13 protein-coding genes are annotated in these 18,401 nt (G+C 50.4%); 6 read left to right on the top strand and 7 right to left on the bottom strand.

The window, feature by feature from the left end; translation table 11 throughout:
• Positions 1–27 precede the first annotated feature (27 nt).
• Entirely contained in the window at positions 28–1,782 is a 1,755-nt protein-coding gene (locus tag A596_RS03440; RefSeq protein ID WP_052417195.1) for an N-acetylmuramoyl-L-alanine amidase, read from the bottom strand.
• A gap of 268 nt (positions 1,783–2,050) precedes the next feature.
• On the opposite strand from A596_RS03440, the gene traF reads away from it, so the two are divergent.
• Complete coding sequence (traF, locus tag A596_RS03435; RefSeq protein ID WP_039912676.1) at positions 2,051–3,400, top strand: conjugal transfer protein TraF; 1,350 nt, start codon at positions 2,051–2,053, stop codon at positions 3,398–3,400.
• Between the two features lie 75 nt (positions 3,401–3,475).
• On the opposite strand, the gene A596_RS03430 is transcribed toward traF, so the two are convergent.
• From A596_RS03430 to A596_RS03420, 3 genes are all read right to left on the bottom strand, one after another.
• Entirely contained in the window at positions 3,476–5,719 is a 2,244-nt protein-coding gene (locus A596_RS03430; RefSeq protein ID WP_039912675.1) for an EAL domain-containing protein, read from the bottom strand.
• 121 nt (positions 5,720–5,840) lie between these two features.
• Entirely contained in the window at positions 5,841–6,287 is a 447-nt protein-coding gene (gene tsaE, locus A596_RS03425) for a tRNA (adenosine(37)-N6)-threonylcarbamoyltransferase complex ATPase subunit type 1 TsaE (RefSeq protein ID WP_039912719.1), read from the bottom strand.
• A gap of 17 nt (positions 6,288–6,304) precedes the next feature.
• On the bottom strand, positions 6,305–7,807 hold the full coding sequence (locus tag A596_RS03420; RefSeq protein ID WP_039912674.1) for a bifunctional ADP-dependent NAD(P)H-hydrate dehydratase/NAD(P)H-hydrate epimerase: 1,503 nt from the start codon (positions 7,805–7,807) through the stop codon (positions 6,305–6,307).
• Positions 7,808–8,024: 217 nt separating this feature from the next.
• On the opposite strand from A596_RS03420, the gene A596_RS03415 reads away from it, so the two are divergent.
• From A596_RS03415 to A596_RS03405, 3 genes are read left to right on the top strand one after another with little or no spacing between them, the layout of a single operon-like run.
• Positions 8,025–9,830: a DUF1631 family protein gene (locus A596_RS03415; RefSeq protein WP_039912673.1), complete on the top strand. Its 1,806-nt coding sequence runs from the start codon at positions 8,025–8,027 to the stop codon at positions 9,828–9,830.
• Positions 9,831–9,866: 36 nt separating this feature from the next.
• Positions 9,867–10,229, top strand: a complete 363-nt coding sequence (locus A596_RS03410; protein WP_039912672.1) for a PilZ domain-containing protein — start codon at positions 9,867–9,869, stop codon at positions 10,227–10,229.
• A gap of 58 nt (positions 10,230–10,287) precedes the next feature.
• Entirely contained in the window at positions 10,288–10,998 is a 711-nt protein-coding gene (locus A596_RS03405; protein ID WP_039912671.1) for a LytR/AlgR family response regulator transcription factor, read from the top strand.
• A 132-nt stretch (positions 10,999–11,130) separates the two neighbouring features.
• Here A596_RS03405 and A596_RS03400 read toward each other — a convergent pair whose 3' ends face one another.
• The 3 genes from A596_RS03400 to A596_RS03390 form a co-directional block, all read right to left on the bottom strand.
• The gene (locus A596_RS03400; RefSeq protein WP_152600082.1) at positions 11,131–13,008 is read right to left on the bottom strand and encodes a tetratricopeptide repeat protein; all 1,878 of its coding nucleotides are present in this window, start codon (positions 13,006–13,008) and stop codon (positions 11,131–11,133) included.
• Positions 13,009–13,134: 126 nt separating this feature from the next.
• The gene (locus A596_RS23425) at positions 13,135–14,205 is read right to left on the bottom strand and encodes a PEP-CTERM sorting domain-containing protein (RefSeq protein ID WP_039912669.1); all 1,071 of its coding nucleotides are present in this window, start codon (positions 14,203–14,205) and stop codon (positions 13,135–13,137) included.
• A gap of 336 nt (positions 14,206–14,541) precedes the next feature.
• Positions 14,542–15,273 carry an SIMPL domain-containing protein gene (locus A596_RS03390; RefSeq protein ID WP_039912717.1) on the bottom strand — a complete coding sequence of 244 codons (732 nt, stop codon included), beginning with the start codon at positions 15,271–15,273 and terminating at the stop codon, positions 14,542–14,544.
• A gap of 133 nt (positions 15,274–15,406) precedes the next feature.
• Here A596_RS03390 and queG point away from each other — a divergent pair, with 133 nt between their 5' ends.
• Positions 15,407–16,525, top strand: coding sequence for a tRNA epoxyqueuosine(34) reductase QueG (gene queG, locus A596_RS03385; RefSeq protein ID WP_039912668.1), 1,119 nt, complete (start codon positions 15,407–15,409; stop codon positions 16,523–16,525).
• Positions 16,526–16,783: 258 nt separating this feature from the next.
• Positions 16,784–18,238 carry a decarboxylating NADP(+)-dependent phosphogluconate dehydrogenase gene (gene gnd, locus A596_RS03380; protein ID WP_039912667.1) on the top strand — a complete coding sequence of 485 codons (1,455 nt, stop codon included), beginning with the start codon at positions 16,784–16,786 and terminating at the stop codon, positions 18,236–18,238.
• The last annotated feature ends 163 nt before the right edge of the window (positions 18,239–18,401 follow it).

Here is an 18,401-nt window from a genome sequence, read left to right as displayed (position 1 = left end):
GGAAAAACGTTTACGCAGCAGATGTAATCAAGTCGTAGGAATCTTAATGGTTTGACCGATTTTTACTGTGGGGTTTTTCATATTGTTGTGACGCAATAACTGCCCCACCGAAACGCCGTAACGAGAGGCGATCCCGGATAACGTATCACCTGCAATCACTTTATGCTGGCGCGGCATCACTGGTTTTGAAGCAGGCGGCGGTGTAACCGGCTTTGCAACCGGCAAGGTAGTAGGTTCAATTTGCGCAGTAGCAACAGGAGCAGAGGCAGGCGCATTGCCGGAAGGAATCCGTATTACTTGCCCGAGTTTCACAACGGTGGAATTCATTTTGTTGTATTGCATTAATTGCTGGCTGCTTACGCCATAGCGCGCAGCGATTGCCGATAAACTATCGCCCGCCGCAACTGTATGTTGCCGTTCAAAATCTTTTATGCCACCGGATTGCAATTGCGCCGCAACATAAGTTCCCGCCGGTGGATGCTGATAAAAATATTGGCGAATGCCTTTAAATACCGAACTGGCCATTTGCTTGCGATAAGCAGGCGTTGCCAGTTTGCGTGACTCATCCGGATTGGAAATAAAACCGGTTTCCACCAAAATCGAGGGAACATCCGGCGCTTTCAATACCATAAAGCCTGCTTGCTCCACATGGCGCTTGTGCAAATGCGCAATGCCGCCCATGGAATTCAACACGTGGTGGCCTACCTGTAAACTTGAGTTGAGCGTTGCCGTCATGGATAAATCCACCAGCACACCGGCAAGCACCTGGTCTTTATCATCCAGGCTGATATTGCCCACACCGCCAATCAAATCCGATTCGTTTTCACGTTCGGCCAAAAAGCGCGCCGTTTCCGAGGTGGCACCATTGCGCGATAACGCAAATACCGACGCACCGCGCGCACTGGATTTATGAAATGCATCCGCATGGATAGACACAAACAAATCCGCTTTCATCGTGCGCGCAATATCGCGGCGTTTTTTGAGCGGGATAAAATAATCGCCAGTGCGCGTTAATTTACCGCTGAAGCCCGGCTGCGCATTAATAGCAGCAACCAGTTCTTTGGCAATGGCGAGCGTCACTTCTTTTTCGCGAATACGATTAGGGCCCATTGCACCGGGATCTTCACCGCCGTGCCCCGCATCAACAGCAATAATAATCGTGCGCTTGCCTTGCAGATCGACATTCGCCGGTGCAGGCGTTTTTTCAACAGGTGCCGCTGTCGCAACCACAGGTTTTACTGAAACCGGTGCATTTGTCGCTGTTGAATTGGTAGCGGTTGGATTAGCAGTCACCGGATTTTTATTTGCAGGCGCAGCTGGGTTGGCAGGTGCAACCACAGGCTTATCAATCGCCGCCGTCGCTGTTGTATTGGCTGGCGTTGCAGGCTCGTCATAGAGGTCAATCACCAAACGATCATGCATACCGCCGTGGGCTTTTAATAAAAAACTGTTAGGCGCGATTTTGGCTTTCAGATCCAGAACCAAACGCAGATCCGTTTTATTTTGCACATAGCTGCGCACCGCCAATACCGGTGTATCAGCAAGGGGTAGAGAGTTGAGAGTAGTATTTAATGAGCTCGCTGGAACATCGAGGATAATGCGATCGGGATTATTGGCGAGGGTCAGGCTGTGTTGTACCGGCGCATCCAGGTCCAACACAATGCGCGTGTGATCGGGCGCGCGCCAGACACGCACACCATTGACGGTCGCCGACTGGGCGGCCTGGGCAAGAACAATCAGCCCCAGGAAAAAAAATCCACATGTGCGGCAAATAAAAGACATAGGCAATTTCAAAACCGGAATACTCTCTATCTGCTGAGATCAACAGCTTTTTGTCGTTATGACGCAACATTACCCGCCGTTTAGTAACGATGGCAACAGGCGCACTTTACCGCAAAAACCTGTTTTCACTCTAGCAAAATTGCCAATTTGATCACTGTTTGATCGCCAAGCTCCATTAACTTTTCCCCAAAATCTGTGAACCAGGTACGGCTATAGCCAAACCAGCTTCTGCATTATTGGGCCCCGATAACATCAACCGGTAGTGTTTATGCACGCATTTTTCGCCCGTCGCTCTTGTTTCAAACCTGTTGCATTGCTGGTTGCGTCACTTGGCTCGCCGGCATTTGCAATCACTTACGGAATTTACGATTCGCGCGCATTAGCGATGGGAGGCGCCGCAACCGCCATCGGTACCCACGCGCAGGCGGCATTTTATAACCCGGCCCTGCTCGCGTTTCATGAGGAAGAGGAAGAAGCCGGGCGCGATGGACGCGTATATTTACCCAATATCGTAGTGCAAGTATCCGATGGTGCCGAATCAGCAATCGATGCGGTTGAAGATGAATTGGACACGCAACTCAGTAGCGCAATCGATAATTTCAATGACGCTCCGGTTCAAACATCTGCCGCCTTAATTCGCGATGTTGCCACCGATTTACGCGATGTACTGGATGATATTGCGGGCAAGGATTTATCCGTCGACAGTTTTATTGGTTTCAATATCAGCGAGCCAAGTAATCGCGAAGGCGGTGGATTTTATTTTGGTGCACGCGCATTGGCAGGCGGTGTTGCGAATGTCAGCGACGCTGACCGCGCATTGCTGGGCGACTACATTGAATCCATGGGACAAATTGCCGCCGGTGCCGATCCAGTTGCGGTTGCCGCCGCCTACCCGCACCTTGTTAACAGTCGTGGCCAGCTACGGGATCTCACCCGCACCCTCACCTCCAACGCCGATGTCAGTGCATTGATTGTGAGTGAATGGGGCATGGCGATGGCCAAACAATTTGAAGTGCGCGGGCACGCTATCGCCATTGGTGTCACCCCCAAATTAATGCGCGTGGATGCCTTTCGCGATACTGCCGATTTCAACGATAGCCTCGATTCCGTTGAAGAGGCCGGCGATGAATTTAAAGATACCCGGGAAACCCATTTGGCCTTTAACGCCGATCTCGGCATTGCAGCTACGTTTGCCGAGCATTATCGCGTTAGCCTCACCTTAAAAGATGCCTTTAAAAAGCGCTTCAGCACCAAGCAGGAAGCCGACCCGGAAACTGGCGAGCCAGAGCCGGATTTGAAAGTGACACTGAGCTCCCGTGCGCGCATGGGCCTCGGTTATGTAGGCGATAAATTCAGTGTGGGCCTGGATTACGACCTGGAAGAATCCACACCCATGGCAACCGAGGCAGGAACGCAGGAATTAAGCCTGGGCGCAGAATACGTATTATTTGATAGCCTCGCGTTGCGCGCGGGTTATCGCAATGACCAAACCGGTATGCATGAAAATATGTCCAGCGCCGGTGTCGGTTATCGCTGGAAACGTTTTGTCGTGGATGTGGCTTATGCGAGTGGTGGCGATTATCGCGCGGGCGGATTACAACTCGGGTGGACGTTTTAAATCCGCGCGGCTACCCTGGCTGGTGGCTGGCTTAATTAACCGGTACAAAAACAAGCGCTCGCCGCTCAAGAAAGCTTATCGTTTCATAAACTGGCTGATATCAAAAAGTTGCGCAGCGTGGGCGCGCATAAATTCAATAAATTCTGCTTCCGCCATGGGCTTCGCAATCACATAACCCTGCGCCAGATCGCACCCATCCTTCTTAAGGATTTGCAGGGTCTGGTCATCCTCCACACCTTCGGCAACTGTTGTCAGCCCCAGTTCGCGCGCCATTAAAATAGTAGAGCGCACAATACTGTGGTTACGCGGATTCCCGATCATATCGCTAACAAATGTGCGATCAATTTTTAATTCGCGAATCGGAAACATCGTCAAATACGAGAGCGATGAATAACCCGTTCCAAAATCATCAACCGAGGCGTATATCCCCAACTCGCTTAACTCCAGCAATACCTGTTTTACACGGTGCGGATCACTCGCGACCGACGTTTCAGTCAGTTCCAATTTAATATCGCTCGCAACACCCTGATAGCGCACCAAGGCCTGGCCAATCACTTCAGCGAGCCTGGTTTCAATTAAATCGTACGCGGAAATGTTGACGCTGATTGCGCACGGCAAATTACGTTTGCGCAACAACACCGCAACACGCACTGCCTCATCGATCATCTGCGCGGTAATTTGTTCGATCAAACCGGAATTTTCCAATAGCGGAATAAATACATTGGGGGGGATAAACCCCAATCGCGGATGCTGCCAACGCACCAACACTTCTGCCGAAATAATTTTGCCAGTGCGTAAATCCAGCTGCGGTTGAAACACCGGATAAATTCCCTGCACATTGCCATCGATAAAAATCGAAATAATATCCAGATCCAGGCGGCTGGGTTCCATGGCAGATTCATAAGCCATCCAGCGCCGCCGGCGCGCAATGCTCATCGCCATGGCTGTTTCCGCGTGCCGCATTAATTTCCCCGCCGAACGACCATGCTCAGGCCAATAAGCCGAGCCGCCGACAAATTGCGAATTTAATCCCGGGTCCGAATTGGCCATGGCCGCACCGAGGCGATCAAACAACGCGTGCGCATTGCACTTGTTGGTAAAAATCGCAAACACTCCGCGCCCAAGGTATGCTGCCAGCGAATCATTTAATTTCACCAGGTGCACCGCGAATGCACTCACTACCATTTCTGCACGCGAGAAACCGAAGGTGCGCACAATGACATCCAGATCGACCAGTTTTAAAATCAGGATTTCTTTCTCCTGTTTCACCGGTTGCTGGTGCGAGTGAAAATAATCATCCACTTGCTCGATAAAATATTGCAGCTTGGCCAAACCGGTTTGGGAATCAAAATGGGCGACATGGCGCAATTCCTGTTCGGCCATTTCACGCTGGGTGAGTGCATCGCGCAATTCCTGTGTGCGCAAGGCAACTGTGCGTTTCAAACTCCAATACCAACTCGCGCCCAGTAGCAAAATAACAATCACAATTGCCAGGCTGATCCACAATATGTTTACCAGGGTTTTATCGGAAGCGGCAGGCTCGAGCGTTGTTTCCCATTCGTTATAAAGCTGCTGGTAGCGCCCCGATGCTATGGTTTCACTGAGCGCATTCTGCAACCACTCCGCTAACTCCGGCTTGTTTTTATTGACCGCAAAGGCATACCCACGCGACCAGAAAGGTGCGCCCATACGTTCCAGTTTCCAATTATTTTTTTGCAGCAAACTATCAGCGGCGAGGCTGGTGAGAATGGCGTACTCTGCTTTGCCATTGTGCACGGCTTCTATCGCCGTGAGTGTATTGGAGGCTAGTACCAGTTGCGGTTTTATCGCTAATGCACGCAGCTGCTGGTGAGCAAACGACTCTTGCTCTACCGCAACGGTGTGACCATTCAAATCATCCACCGAGGAAACGCGCACAGCGCCCGGCCGCGCGTAGATGGAGTGGGATAGATAATGATAGGCGTGCGTAAAAATAAATTGTTTGGCGCGCTCGCTGGAATAATACATGGGCACCACATCAAGGTGACCCTCTTCCAGTGCATGGATGACATCAGGCCAATTGCCCAAATGATGTTCAGCTTTGCTGCCGCCCACGCGCGCGACCGTGCGGGCGAGTTCTACGTTAAATCCTTTAGCCTGGTTTTTTTCCATCCATTCAAGGGGTGGATATTCAGCATCGCCACCAAACAGGACGCGCCGGGGCGTTTCATAGGCACAGCAGGTTGCACCAAAAAATGCGCTGGATGCACACAGCAATAACAAGAAGCCGCGCACGCAACCCGCGAGCGGCCCTTGCCGGAAAAGCATTTCTTTGTGCATGAATCTCCCTCACCACACTAACAACCAGCCAGACTCATTTTATGAATGGTATTCCCAAGCCTAGGTTAGTTTCAGGTTTTTCACCAATGACAGGGAGATGACAAGTGAATGAATACAGAGCTTAAATCGCCAACGGCAAACGACTTTGCAAGTGAATATGGCGGCCAATCCCCGCCACGGTTATGTGCAAGCTAACATCCGCTTCCGGCAGCAGGCCAGCACCGCGTTCGGGCCACTCAATCAGGCAGATATTGGGCGCGGCAAAATAATCGCGGATCCCCATGTACTCCAGTTCTTCCGGGTCGCCCAGGCGATATAAATCGAAGTGATACAGGATGCGTCCGGCAAATTCATAGGGCTCAACCAGGGTATAGGTCGGGCTTTTTACCGCGCCGGCATGGCCAAAGGCGCGCAAGATTCCACGGCTTAGTGTCGTTTTCCCGGCGCCCAAATCACCCTGCAAGTATACCGAGATGGTCCCGTCGCACGCTGCCAGCGCACGCCCTAGTTGCTCGCCAAAAGCCACCATCAGGGCGTCATCCTCTAATTGGAAGTCACGATCAATCATCAACATCTCCCACCGGCTTACAGTAATTCGCCCAGATAGGGAATAAGGTCAGTCGCCAACAAACTGCGTTGGCCATGTTCATCGGCGGCGAGATCAGCCACACAAGCGTGGACCACAGCACCGAGGCGTGCGGCATCGGCCACAGGCAATCCCTGGGCAACCAAACCACCGAGGATGCCAGACAGCACATCACCCATTCCGCCAGTTGCCATACCGGGGTTGCCATCGGTGACAATACCAACCGGGCCCTGCGCCGATGCCACCAAACTACCGGCGCCCTTGAGGATAACGCTGGCATTGTATTTGGACTGGATCGCACGCACCGCCGCAAAGCGATCCGCTTGCACCTCAGCCGTGGTTTGTCCCAGCAAGCGCGCTGCTTCTGCCGGATGCGGGGTCAGTAACCAGTTATCGCGTTTGACGCTGGCCGGTATCACGCGTCCTGCAGCGAGAATATTGAGCGCGTCTGCATCCAGCACTAACGGCAAACCGCTTTTTACGGCTTGTTGCAGCATCTGCTCGGACCAGGGCGAACGCCCCAAACCAGGGCCTACCACCAATACGGTTGGCCGCGCTAGCAAAGGCTCCAGCTCTTGCCCGGACACCACACCACAGGCCATGATTTCCGGGCGGCGTGCCAGGATTGCCGGAATGTGTTCGGGGCGCGTAGCGATGCTCACTAACCCGGCGCCAGTGCGAGCCGCCGCCTCCGCCGCCATCAATGCAGCGCCACCGTATCCGGTATCGCCACCAATCACTAAAACATGGCCAAAATCACCTTTGTGGGCATCGGCAGCGCGTGGCGCCAACAATGGCAAGAGCGCGTTTAAATGCAGCCTTTCTGTAGATGGGCTAACGGCGGTATAAGATGCTGCGGGCACATTCAGGTTAGCCAGCACTAACTCACCACAGACCGCAGGGCCGCGCCCCGTCAATAATCCTCGCTTTACACCGATATAGGTCAAGGTGAGCTGCGCCTGCACTACAGCGCCAGCCACAGCACCGGTATCGGCTTGTAAACCAGAGGGGATATCCAGCGCCAGTACAGGTACACCACTCGCGTTAATTTGCTCAATCGCTGCCGCATAGTTTGCGCGCACAGCGCCCTGTAAACCAATGCCGAGCATGGCATCGACAATCAAACCGCCGTTTGGAGCGTCGACAAAGGGCCTACTATCAAACGATAAAACCTCCACACCTTCCTGCACCGCAAATTCATAGGCCTGGCGAACCTCGTTTTTCAGCTGGTCAGGTGCCACCAGGGCAATTACCTTCACGGCATACAAACGCTGGGCCAGCAGCCCCGCCAATACATAGCCATCGCCCCCATTATTGCCGCCGCCGGTGTAGATGCTAATTAGCGCTGCGTCAGCAAAACGTTCTGTCACCAACTCAAACGCTGCGCGCCCGGCACGCTTCATTAACTGGATGGACGGAATGCCCGATGCGATAGCAGCGGCATCCACCGCATAGGTTTCGGCAGCAGTGTATAAAAGGGAGGAATCGGCAGTAATTTTCATGGAGTCACAAGTCCCAGAGGCTAATAGCTACAAACGGGGCGTGATTATACGCAAGTTGCCACGAACCGGGGCGGGAAAACCTTTGTCAAAACCCGCGCGGGGAAAAGTACAGCGCAGCCTGCACATCTTGGCTATATTGAGCAGAGAATGATTGCGCAAAATAGAGTGATGGTAGCTACTGATGCTCCTGTGTTTGGTCTTTTATGTTTGATCCCCTATGTCTGAATTTACCCTGCAAGCCATAACCGCTGGCGATTCGCTGCAACTGAGCGAAGTATTTGCCAGTATCGCCGCACATGAACACCAATCCCCCGATGTTATCCGCGGGCAACTGGCCAATGACTTTATCAGCCAATTCAAGCAAAACCCATTGTGGGATGCAAAGCTGCACACCGAATTACAAATGCTATGGCCAACGCTTTCGACTGCAATCAGCCGCGACAATGAATTTTTTTGCTCACCGCTCCACCCGCTACATCAATTGCTGCAAACGTTATTAAGCGGACGCTATTGGTATCCGCGAGACGGCAAGCCTGCCCAACAATTCCTGGAAAAATTTCAAGCATTCGCCACTGCCACCCAAACACACCTCACCACAATAACGGATGCAGAGCTGACTGATCACGCACCACTACGAGATACGATTCAACAATTTAATGAGTGGTTAGCCAGCGAAGAAAAACGCGCGGCTATGCTGGAAAGCCGGCTATGCGAAACCGAACTGGCACACCTGAAACAAATCAGTGCAGAAACACGCGTGATTGATCTACTGAACAAAAACCTGGGCAATCGCCCGCTCCCCAGCGACTTGCATGGGCTGATCAAGGGCACGCTGAAAAGTGAATTGCAGTATTGGGCATTTAATAAAACGCCCGAAGAATTAATCCAGTTACCGCTATGGAAAAGCTGGAACCGGTTGCTACCCGCGCTCGGCGAATTATTTTCTACCGATGAGATTACGGTAGATGAGCAACACCTTTACCAGCAAATCCCACTCGTGATCGCCGAGCTGGAGCGCAGTAGCGAGCATCCGCTAAATAACAGCCATGCCTATCAGCAATTATTTGAACATTTGCACGCTCACCTGATGGCTGCGATTCAGAAACACCCCCTGGAAAACTCCTTGTTTACACCGCTGGGGTATAGCGCCGGGCAAAGCAGTAGCAACACCCAACTCCCCTATAGCTTGCTGAAACAGACTGAGCAATTACGTGTCGGCGATTGGTTTATTTTCTATGGCGAAAACAATGAAGCATTGCGTTGCAAACTCGCACTGAAAAACCCGGATGTGGATCAGTTATTGTTGGTTGATCACACCGGCCGCAAAGTGATGATTAAAAGCCACAAGGACTTTGCACTGTGTTTATCCACGGGCATTGCGAAACCATTGCCACATCCGGATATTCAAACCATTATTAATACCGCACTCGCTACGTTGATTGAACGTGCAAATGCGGGTGTACAAGCACAATTGCTAATGCAAAAACAAAAAGCGGAACAAGTGGTCAAGGCATTAATTGCCCAACAACAAGCGGTAGCCGAAGCGGCTGCACAAGCGCGCGCTGAAGCAGAAGCGCGCATGCAACAGCAATTGGAAGCCCGCCGCGCTGCCGCGCGCAAAGCAATGGCAGAAGCGCGGGCCCTGGCAGACGAGCAGCGCCGTCGCGAAGCCGAACAGGCGGCAGAAGCCGCGCGTTTACGCATCGAAAACGCGGCAGCTGAAGCGGCCGCACAATTGATCCGGGAACAATCTGCACTACAAACAGTTAGCGAACTGCAAGTCGGCGCCTGGCTGGAAATATCGAGTAGCAATGAAAAGCAGCGCGCTAAACTTTCAGTCATTATTGCATCCACCAGCAAATATATTTTTGCCGATCAGGTGGGCAGAAAAATTGCAGAATACACGCGAGAACAATTGCAGGATTTAATAGCGCGGGAGCAAATAAAAGTGCTGCGTAATGGCGATAATTTTGAAGACCAATTAGCAAAAGTCATTCGCGGTTTGCGCAGAGATTTGAACTAACCAACCAAAACCATACCGATATTCATGGACAGCCCTATGGATAATAACCACAACAATCCCGAACAGCGCCAGGAGTTCCGGCTGGACAATCAACTCATCGTGATTATCGAACTGGATTCGTCCGCCAACGGTGATCCCACCCTGGTCATCACCCAAAGCCTGGATATATCGGCCAATGGATTGCGCGTTATCGCCACCCAGGCAGTAGCAACCGATATTATCTTGCGCTGCTGCATTCGCGATGCCGATGGTAATCGGCAGTTTTTATTAGTCACCGAAGTCAAATGGTGCAGACCACAAGCAGCGAGCGGGGATTATTTATTGGGCTTAAGCTTGTTTGATTCCGAAGGCACTGACATAGTCGCGTGGAAGGAATACATCGCCCAAATTTGCGCATAATTCCGCAAACCATTCGCACGCCTAAAAATAATAAGTTTCGCTACAGAGACTCAAGGCCATGAAAATCCTGATCGTTGATGATTCACGCTTCGCACGCAAAGAGCTGGCAGGATTGCTACAACATTTCCCCCAATACAGCATCGCCGGTGAAGCGAGCGATGTACAAACAGCCATTACAGCGATCAACCAATTGCGCCCGGATCTGGTGCTGTTGGACATCAATTTAGCTGAGGGTAGCGGATTTGATGTATTGGAACATAGCGAGCACACGCCCGGCGTTATTTTTACTACTGCTTATGAAGAACACGCCGTACACGTATTTGAATCCAATGCGCTGGATTACTTACTCAAACCCATCACCCGCGATCGCCTGGATGCAGCCCTTGGGAAATTAGCGAGGCGGGCACAGCACGTTCCATTTAACCAACCGGAAAAAAGCCTGGACGCACATATTTTTATCCGTGAAGGTGAGCGCTGCCATTTCATAAAACTTCGGGAAATCAGCCGCATCGCTGTAGAAGGAAATTATGTCCGTTTATTTTTCGGCGCGTTAAGTGCACCAGTACTGCGCCCATTAAATTACCTGGAAGCACGCCTTGACCCGGAAACTTTTTTTCGCGCAAATCGCCAGGAAATTATTAATTTGAACTTTATTGATCGTATCGAGCCTTGGATTGGCGATGGTGTGATGATTATTATGCAAGATTGTACTGAAGTAATTGCCTCACGCCGCCATGCACGGGAACTGAAACAGCATATGGAATTTTAAATTCCCACGCTGATTACAAAATACATAAATACCACGTGGAGTTTTATTGATTTCACCAGGGAGCGATAGAATTTTTCACCATTGTCCCCTGCGAACAGCCTCTCAACTATTCACAGGGGACATCGAAAATACTTAAGGATTGGCCGCCAGGCGTTGCTTTGCATCCGCCGCCCAATAGCTGTTGCCATCCAGCTTCAATGCCTGCGCCAAGGATTTTTTCGCAGCAGCAGTATTGCCAATTGCCGTTTGCACCACGCCGGTATGATAGTGAATGACTGCAATATCCGGCTTGGCTTTTGTTGCGTCAGCCAATACATCGAGGGATTCCTTGTACCGTTTTTGCTGATACAAAATCCATCCGAGGGTATCCAGCAATTGTGCATTACCCTTGGATAACTCACTGGCTTTTCTAGCGGCTTTTTCAGCGTCATCCAGCTTGCCTTGTTCTGCCAATAATGAAGCGAAATTATTCAATGCAACCAGATTGCCCGGTTCTTGTGTAAGAATTTTTTGATAAATCGCTGCCGCTTCCGCTAATTGTTTGTCTTGTTGTAACAGGGTTGCGTAAAACAGTGCTTCCGGTGTTTGTTCCCCACGCACCTTATACAATTTTCCGGCAGTTGCTGCAGCATCAGCTGTTTTACCGGATTTACTTTGCACCAAACTATAGGAACGCAAAATATCAGCATCTTGCGGTTTCAGCTGATGGGCCTTGTCAAAATACGGCAACGACTCATCATAACGACGCAAGGCAGCAAGCTCACTCCCCAACCGGAATTGCAACAATCCGTTTTGTGGAAATTTATCGATACCCGCGCGCAATGCTGCCAAACCTGCGTCCACATTATTTTGAGATCGCTCAAGCTCGGCCAGCATTGCATAGGTTTCTGGCTGTACTGCACCTTTATCAATTCCATTACGCAACCGTGCAATCGCTTCCCTGGTTTGCTTGTGGGCCACGTAATACTGTGCAAGTTTATAATCGATTGAGGCCGCATCAGCACCTTTGTTAATCGCCGTATTAAACGCGGCTTCAGCGTCGGCAACTTTTCCAGCAGCTAACGCCAGTTCGCCTTGCTCAAGGTAAGCGGGCCTCCAATCGGGATTTTTGACAATCAGTTTTTTCAACGTGTCTGTCGCTGCGGCCAATTGCTTTCCCTCTCGCTGGCTAATTGCTAACCCTAATTGATATTCTTTACTCTCAGGTTGCAATTCAACAGCGCGGGAATATCGTTCACTCGCTTTATCAAACTGCTGCGCACCGGAATAGGATGCAGCCAAAATGATATGGACCACCGGATCCATCAAGGTTAACGGCGCGCGTGGAGCCAGCGTGTCAATGGCATCCTTGTAACGTTTTTGTCGATTCAATAATTGCGCAAGATTCGGTGCAACTCCCAAATAATTATTGCCAGTTCCTTTTAAGCCTTTTTGCAAATATTCAATCGCGGCGGTGTATTTTTTTTGGTATTCGTACAACAGGCCAAGACGCTGGTTGGCAATACGATTATCCGGCTTGAGCGCTAATGCTTTTTGCAATGAAACCTCCGCCGAGTCAATGCTTCCCGATTCCATTTGGGTAATACCCAACTTCACCCAGGGGCCCACTTGCTGCGGTTCCAATCGTGTTGCAATCGAAAACTCCTCAAGCGCACCTTTCATATCACCCGAATAAAATAAAGCCGTACCCAACACTTCATGGGCCAAGCCGGATTTCGGGTATTTTTTGATTGCATCGCGTGCAGTCTGGCCAAGTTTTCTTAACCCTTCCGCACCCCCCCCAAACGAAACATTGGTAAAAGCCTCCGCTCCGGGGCGATTTTGTATATCAATGGAAGGAGCAGAATTTGCTCCGTTATCGCTAAATGCCGATTGGGGATCTCCACCGATGATCGCGGCTGTTGCAGTGCCAGTGCCCATACTTAACCAGCACCCAAGAAGCAACGCGCACAATGGTTTTACATGTGCGAGACGAGGTGAAACAGAAAATAACGATGCCGTGGCTCTCACTATTGCCAACTCCTTTCTTTGAATAGATGCGATGACGAAAAAACACTTTAATTATTGTTGGCGATTCTACTACTGCACCAATAAAAAAAGCGGCCATTACGGCCGCTTTTTTACGCATGGTAACAATTAAGCTTTCATACGACGACGGGTCAAACCCAGGCCCAACAAACCAACACCCAACAACAAGATGCTGCTTGGCTCTGGAACATCAGCACCAGTTACGGTAATGGTGTCTCTCTCACTGGCAACGATAGCGCCATCAACCAGACCACGGGTCAGGAAAGAGTGGGTACCAGTTTCCAAACCGGTGAAGGTTACAGAGTAGGTGAATGAACGGGATACGCTACGGTCAAAAGAACCAACCGCAGAATCACCCACGCAAGTACCGGTGTCTGCCGTCAAGCAAGTTACAGAAACACCAACACCTGGCAAACCTGCACCCAGATCGCCAACACTTACTTTGCTGTAAGTAGCGAAAGAGTCTTCAACACTTGCAAGAATTGAAGCAATCAATGCACTTGGATCAATAGCACTTGATACTACGCTACCACCGGTAGCAGTTGCCAACAGGGTAGGGTCAATGCCGCCCCATGCGGTTTGAGTCATGTTGCCAAAGTCGATACCGATGAAAGTTACATCGTTAGCAGCCAGAGCAGCTTGCGCTGATGCCAGGGTTGAGCCATCAGATTCTTTGAACGTAGCATCACCTAAAGCGATAACGAAACGTGAAGAACCGGGTCTCCAGGAAGTATTGGTCGCTGCCAATTCAACCGCATGGATACCTTCTTCAGGGAAGTCACCGCCGCCACCGCCATCACCCAGGTTAATGGCATTAATCGCAGCAACACCGGCAGCAGTGTTGGTGGTCAGGTCGGTATTCAAGCCTGAACCTGGCTCACTGTAATAACCGGTACCAGTAGCCAAATCACCGAAACCAGCCAAGCCAGTCAACAAGTTTGCCGCCGCCGCTTTTGCAGCCGCAATAACGCCGCCCATACTGCCGGAAGTATCAATCAAAAATACAACGTCGAGTACACCACTGCTTACAGATTCTTCAACAGTTACGGTTTTGGTGATAGTCACACTTTCGCCAACTCCGAGGGTAGCAGCGTAAGTTTCTGGAGAAATAGTGTCAGCGTGAGCTGCTACTGGCAGGGCCAGGGCAACAGTTAACGCAAGTTTTTTGAAAAGAGTCATGGCATCAGATCCTTCAGTACTAAAAACATAATGATCGGGTGTAGATACAACTGTGAGTTATGTATCCGTTGAGGTTGTGCTGGCATATCAATCAGCGAAACTCAAAATGAGAAAAGTTTCACAGTTTCCTTGACTGGATATTCAGCAGCAACACCCAAAGCAAAAGCTGAGCCAAATGAAAAATTGCGTTTACTTTCAATAGGAAAAGTAAACGCAATTTATTTTTATGGCATCTGTTGTAAATAACGCCGACAAGTTTTTATTTAACTATTTATGTGCCATCCATCGATGCTTAAAGCAAAACAGATACGTTAAGACTTGGCAGAAAAAACCGCACTATTTTAATAGATAAACCACATAAACCTGCGCCGTAATTTTCATCACACCAGGTTCAAATGGCTCGCCTTCGCGCTTAAAACCCATATCTGCTGCCGCTACTATATTTGCCGAGCTGCCAGCCAAACTACGTGCCGGCCGCAATTCCCAACGCTCATTGCCGCGATTATTAAATTCCGAAATCGACCAAGGCTCACCAACCGCCTTGCCCTGGGTTTTAGCCAAACGTTCTGCACGGGCCCGCGCATCGTTCATCGCTGCCGTCTGGGCTTTCTCTTCAACCGCTTTTTTATTGGCGACGGTTAAATTGGTATTGATGGTTTCAGAAATTTTTGCATCTACTAACGCCTTCATCAGGTCGGGGTATTTTTTTAAATCGCGCAAGGTGATGTCTACCTGGCGTGAAACGTTATTGCCTGTTAACACGCGCTGATTATCTTTGTATTCATATTCGGGGCGAATATTGAGCGCAGTAGTTGCAACATCTTCCGATTTAATACCGAACTTTTTGATAGCATCGATTAACAATCGTGAACGCGCATCAACATCTGCTTTGGCTTTGGCAAGGTCCAAATCTACTTTCTGGATGCTGAGCGTAAACGTCATAGTGTCGGGTTCAACCTCCAATTCGGCAGAACCTTCTACATACACATGGGCCTGATTAGGCAAGGGAGTTGCAAATACCGGGATACTTAACAGTAACGACGCAACAGCAGGAATCAGAAATTTCATAGCATTACTCCATTTAAAAAAGTCCCGTTCACTATAGCCGCCAAGCCTGAATATCTGCCAAATCAAATGTTTAAAAATGTAACCCCCATCAAATTCAGGCAAAATAGCTTTTTTCGTTAATTGCCACTCCACTATGACCCAACCCGATCTGCAGCAACTTGCCCGCGATATCAAACTCTGGAGCCGCGAACTGGGCTTCCAGCAGTTGGGCATTACGGATATCGACCTGGGCACTGCAGAAGTGCGCCTTAGGGAATGGCTGGCGAAGGGCTATCACGGCAGCATGGAATGGCTCGCCGCACACGGCAACAAACGTTCGCGCCCGGCAGAATTATTACCCGGCACAGTACGGGTGATATCAGTGCGCATGGATTATTTGCCTGGCGATACCCAACAAATCAAAATCCTTAAAGATCCAACCAGGGCTTATATATCGCGCTACACATTAGGGCGCGATTATCACAAGTTGATTCGCAAGCGACTGGGTGTACTTGCGCAAAAAATTGATGATGCATTACCGGCGGGCTATGAATTCAAAGGCCAAAATCGCGCCTTTGTGGATAGCGCTCCGGTGATGGAACGGCCACTCGCTGAAAAAGCCGGCCTGGGGTGGACCGGTAAACACACACTTATCATTAATAGCGCCGCAGGCAGCTGGTTTTTCCTCGGCGAGATTTTTACCTTCGTCCCTTTACCCATCGACGAACCCGCGCAACCCAACCAATGCGGCGAATGTACGGCCTGCCTGAAAGTATGCCCGACCGATGCATTCCCTCGCCCATATGAACTGGATGCCCGTCGCTGCATTTCTTATTTGACCATCGAAAACAAGGGCGCTATTCCCGAGGAATTCCGCGAACCCATCGGCAATCGCATCTTCGGTTGCGATGATTGCCAGGCTATCTGCCCCTGGAATAAATATGCGCAATTCACACAGGAAAAAGATTTTTTACCTCGCCATGGATTGGCCGATAGCGATCTGGTCGATTTATTTAATTGGACCGAAAATGAATACCTGAGCCGCACCGAAGGTTCAGCCATTCGTCGCATTGGCTATGAAGGGTGGTTAAGGAACCTCGCCGTGGGGCTGGGGAATGCGCCGAGCGATGAACGGATAATTCTGGCGTTGAACAGCAAAAGGGATCGGGTATCTCCCCTGGTTAAAGAACATATTGATTGGGCATTAAACCAGCAAGCCATTCCCAACCGTCGCCGCAAACGTAAAATCCAGCAAACCCGCCCGACCCATTGACACAACCAATGGCCAAAATAGCCAGAAGTTTTACGCCTTCAGCTATTCTTTTGACGCGTAAACGGGAATAATACGCACCCTTTCAAGAGCGCGACCACGTAAGAGTTGCGCCATTAGTGTTTAGAAATCGGTCAATCAATGCACCCTGATCCTCCGAATGCGAGGCCAGTGACAATGTCTTGGTACTATGGCCGGAACTGTCCTGTTGCAATGCTTCCGTGGGTAGGACATCAACCACAACGATAGGCTATTACTACTATGAAACCACTTTCCGATATAGGCTTGGTTGGCTTGGCAGTGATGGGGGAAAACCTCATCCTCAACATGGCGAGCAAAGGCTATACAGTTACCGCTTACAACCGCTCCGTAGAAAAAGTAGACGCCTTCATCGAAGGCCGCGCCAAGGGCAAAACCATTCGCGGCGCGCGCTCTATTGAAGAGCTGGTGCAGTCACTGGCCAAACCACGCAAGATCATGCTGATGGTAAAAGCCGGTAAAGCGGTAGACGATTTCATTGAACAATTAATTCCGCACCTTGACGCTGGCGACATTATCATCGACGGCGGCAACACCCACTTCCCCGATACCGACCGTCGCACCGCGTACCTCGCGAGCAAAGGTTTGCGCTTTATCGGCACCGGCGTTTCCGGTGGTGAAGAAGGTGCATTGACCGGGCCATCCATCATGCCCGGCGGTTCACCGGAAGCCTGGCCATTTGTAAAAGATATTTTCCAAAGCATCGCCGCCAAAGTCGATGACGGCAGCCCATGCTGCGATTGGGTTGGCGAGAACGGCGCTGGCCACTTTGTGAAAATGGTTCATAACGGAATTGAATACGGCGATATGCAATTAATTTGCGAAGCCTACCAATTGCTGAAAGAAGTCGTCGGCCTGAGCGCAGACGAAATGCACGAAGTATTTGCCGAGTGGAACAAAGGCGAACTCGATTCCTACCTGATCGAAATCACCCGCGACATCCTCGCGTACAAAGACACCGATGGCGAACCACTGGTTGAAAAAATCCTCGACACCGCCGGCCAAAAAGGCACCGGCAAGTGGACTGGTGTAATCGCACTGGATCTGGGTGTACCGCTCACGCTGATTTCTGAAGCCGTATTTGCGCGCTGCCTGTCGTCACAAAAAGCCGAGCGCGTTGAAGCAGCAAAAGTAATCAAAGGCCCCGCCGTAAATTTCACTGGCGACAAACAAGCTTTCATCAACGATTTGCGCGATGCAGTATTTGCATCAAAAATTATTTCTTACGCACAAGGTTATTTGTTGATGCGTGAAGCCGCGAAAGAATACGGCTGGCACTTGAACTACGGTGGCATCGCATTGATGTGGCGCGGTGGTTGTATCATCCGCTCATCATTCCTCGGCAACATCAAAGAAGCATTCGATAAGAATCCTGAATTGAAAAACCTGTTGCTGGATGATCACTTCGCAAAAACTGTTGATGCAGCACAAGCTGGCTGGCGTCGTGTTGCTGCGGCTGCAATTGTGAACGGCATCCCCGCTCCAACCATTACATCAGCACTGACCTACTTCGACGGCTACCGCACTGCCCGCTTGCCAGCAAACCTGCTGCAAGCCCAACGCGATTACTTCGGCGCGCACACTTACGAGCGCACCGACAAACCACGCGGTGAATTCTTCCACACCAACTGGACTGGTCGTGGTGGTAATACTGCATCGAGCACTTACAACGTTTAAGTTTTTAAATATTGTGGGAGAAAAGCAAAAGGCCGAATCAGAAATGATTCGGCTTTTTGTTTCGTAGGTTGCCGGTGAGGCACGAACCGCAACATTTGCAAACGCAAACGCAAACGCAAACGCAAACGCAAACGCAAAATGTTTTATTAAAATGAATAATTAA

The organism is Cellvibrio mixtus subsp. mixtus J3-8, assembly GCF_000766945.1.
GTDB classification, from domain to species: Bacteria; Pseudomonadota; Gammaproteobacteria; order Pseudomonadales; family Cellvibrionaceae; genus Cellvibrio; species Cellvibrio mixtus_A.
This window is presented reverse-complemented; position numbering and strand designations above follow the sequence as displayed.

What these genes read in the sequence shown, in the direction of transcription:
- queG (WP_039912668.1), top strand. Translation starts at nt 15,407, where the DNA reads ATGACCCAACCCGATCTGCAGCAACTTGCCCGCGATATCAAACTCTGG.
- traF (WP_039912676.1), top strand. Translation starts at nt 2,051, where the DNA reads ATGCACGCATTTTTCGCCCGTCGCTCTTGTTTCAAACCTGTTGCATTG.
- A596_RS03440 (WP_052417195.1), bottom strand. Translation starts at nt 1,782, where the DNA reads ATGTCTTTTATTTGCCGCACATGTGGATTTTTTTTCCTGGGGCTGATT.
- A596_RS03390 (WP_039912717.1), bottom strand. Translation starts at nt 15,273, where the DNA reads ATGAAATTTCTGATTCCTGCTGTTGCGTCGTTACTGTTAAGTATCCCG.
- A596_RS03405 (WP_039912671.1), top strand. Translation starts at nt 10,288, where the DNA reads ATGAAAATCCTGATCGTTGATGATTCACGCTTCGCACGCAAAGAGCTG.
- A596_RS03410 (WP_039912672.1), top strand. Translation starts at nt 9,867, where the DNA reads ATGGATAATAACCACAACAATCCCGAACAGCGCCAGGAGTTCCGGCTG.
- A596_RS03430 (WP_039912675.1), bottom strand. Translation starts at nt 5,719, where the DNA reads ATGCACAAAGAAATGCTTTTCCGGCAAGGGCCGCTCGCGGGTTGCGTG.
- A596_RS23425 (WP_039912669.1), bottom strand. Translation starts at nt 14,205, where the DNA reads ATGACTCTTTTCAAAAAACTTGCGTTAACTGTTGCCCTGGCCCTGCCA.
- A596_RS03415 (WP_039912673.1), top strand. Translation starts at nt 8,025, where the DNA reads ATGTCTGAATTTACCCTGCAAGCCATAACCGCTGGCGATTCGCTGCAA.
- tsaE (WP_039912719.1), bottom strand. Translation starts at nt 6,287, where the DNA reads ATGATTGATCGTGACTTCCAATTAGAGGATGACGCCCTGATGGTGGCT.
- A596_RS03420 (WP_039912674.1), bottom strand. Translation starts at nt 7,807, where the DNA reads ATGAAAATTACTGCCGATTCCTCCCTTTTATACACTGCTGCCGAAACC.
- gnd (WP_039912667.1), top strand. Translation starts at nt 16,784, where the DNA reads ATGAAACCACTTTCCGATATAGGCTTGGTTGGCTTGGCAGTGATGGGG.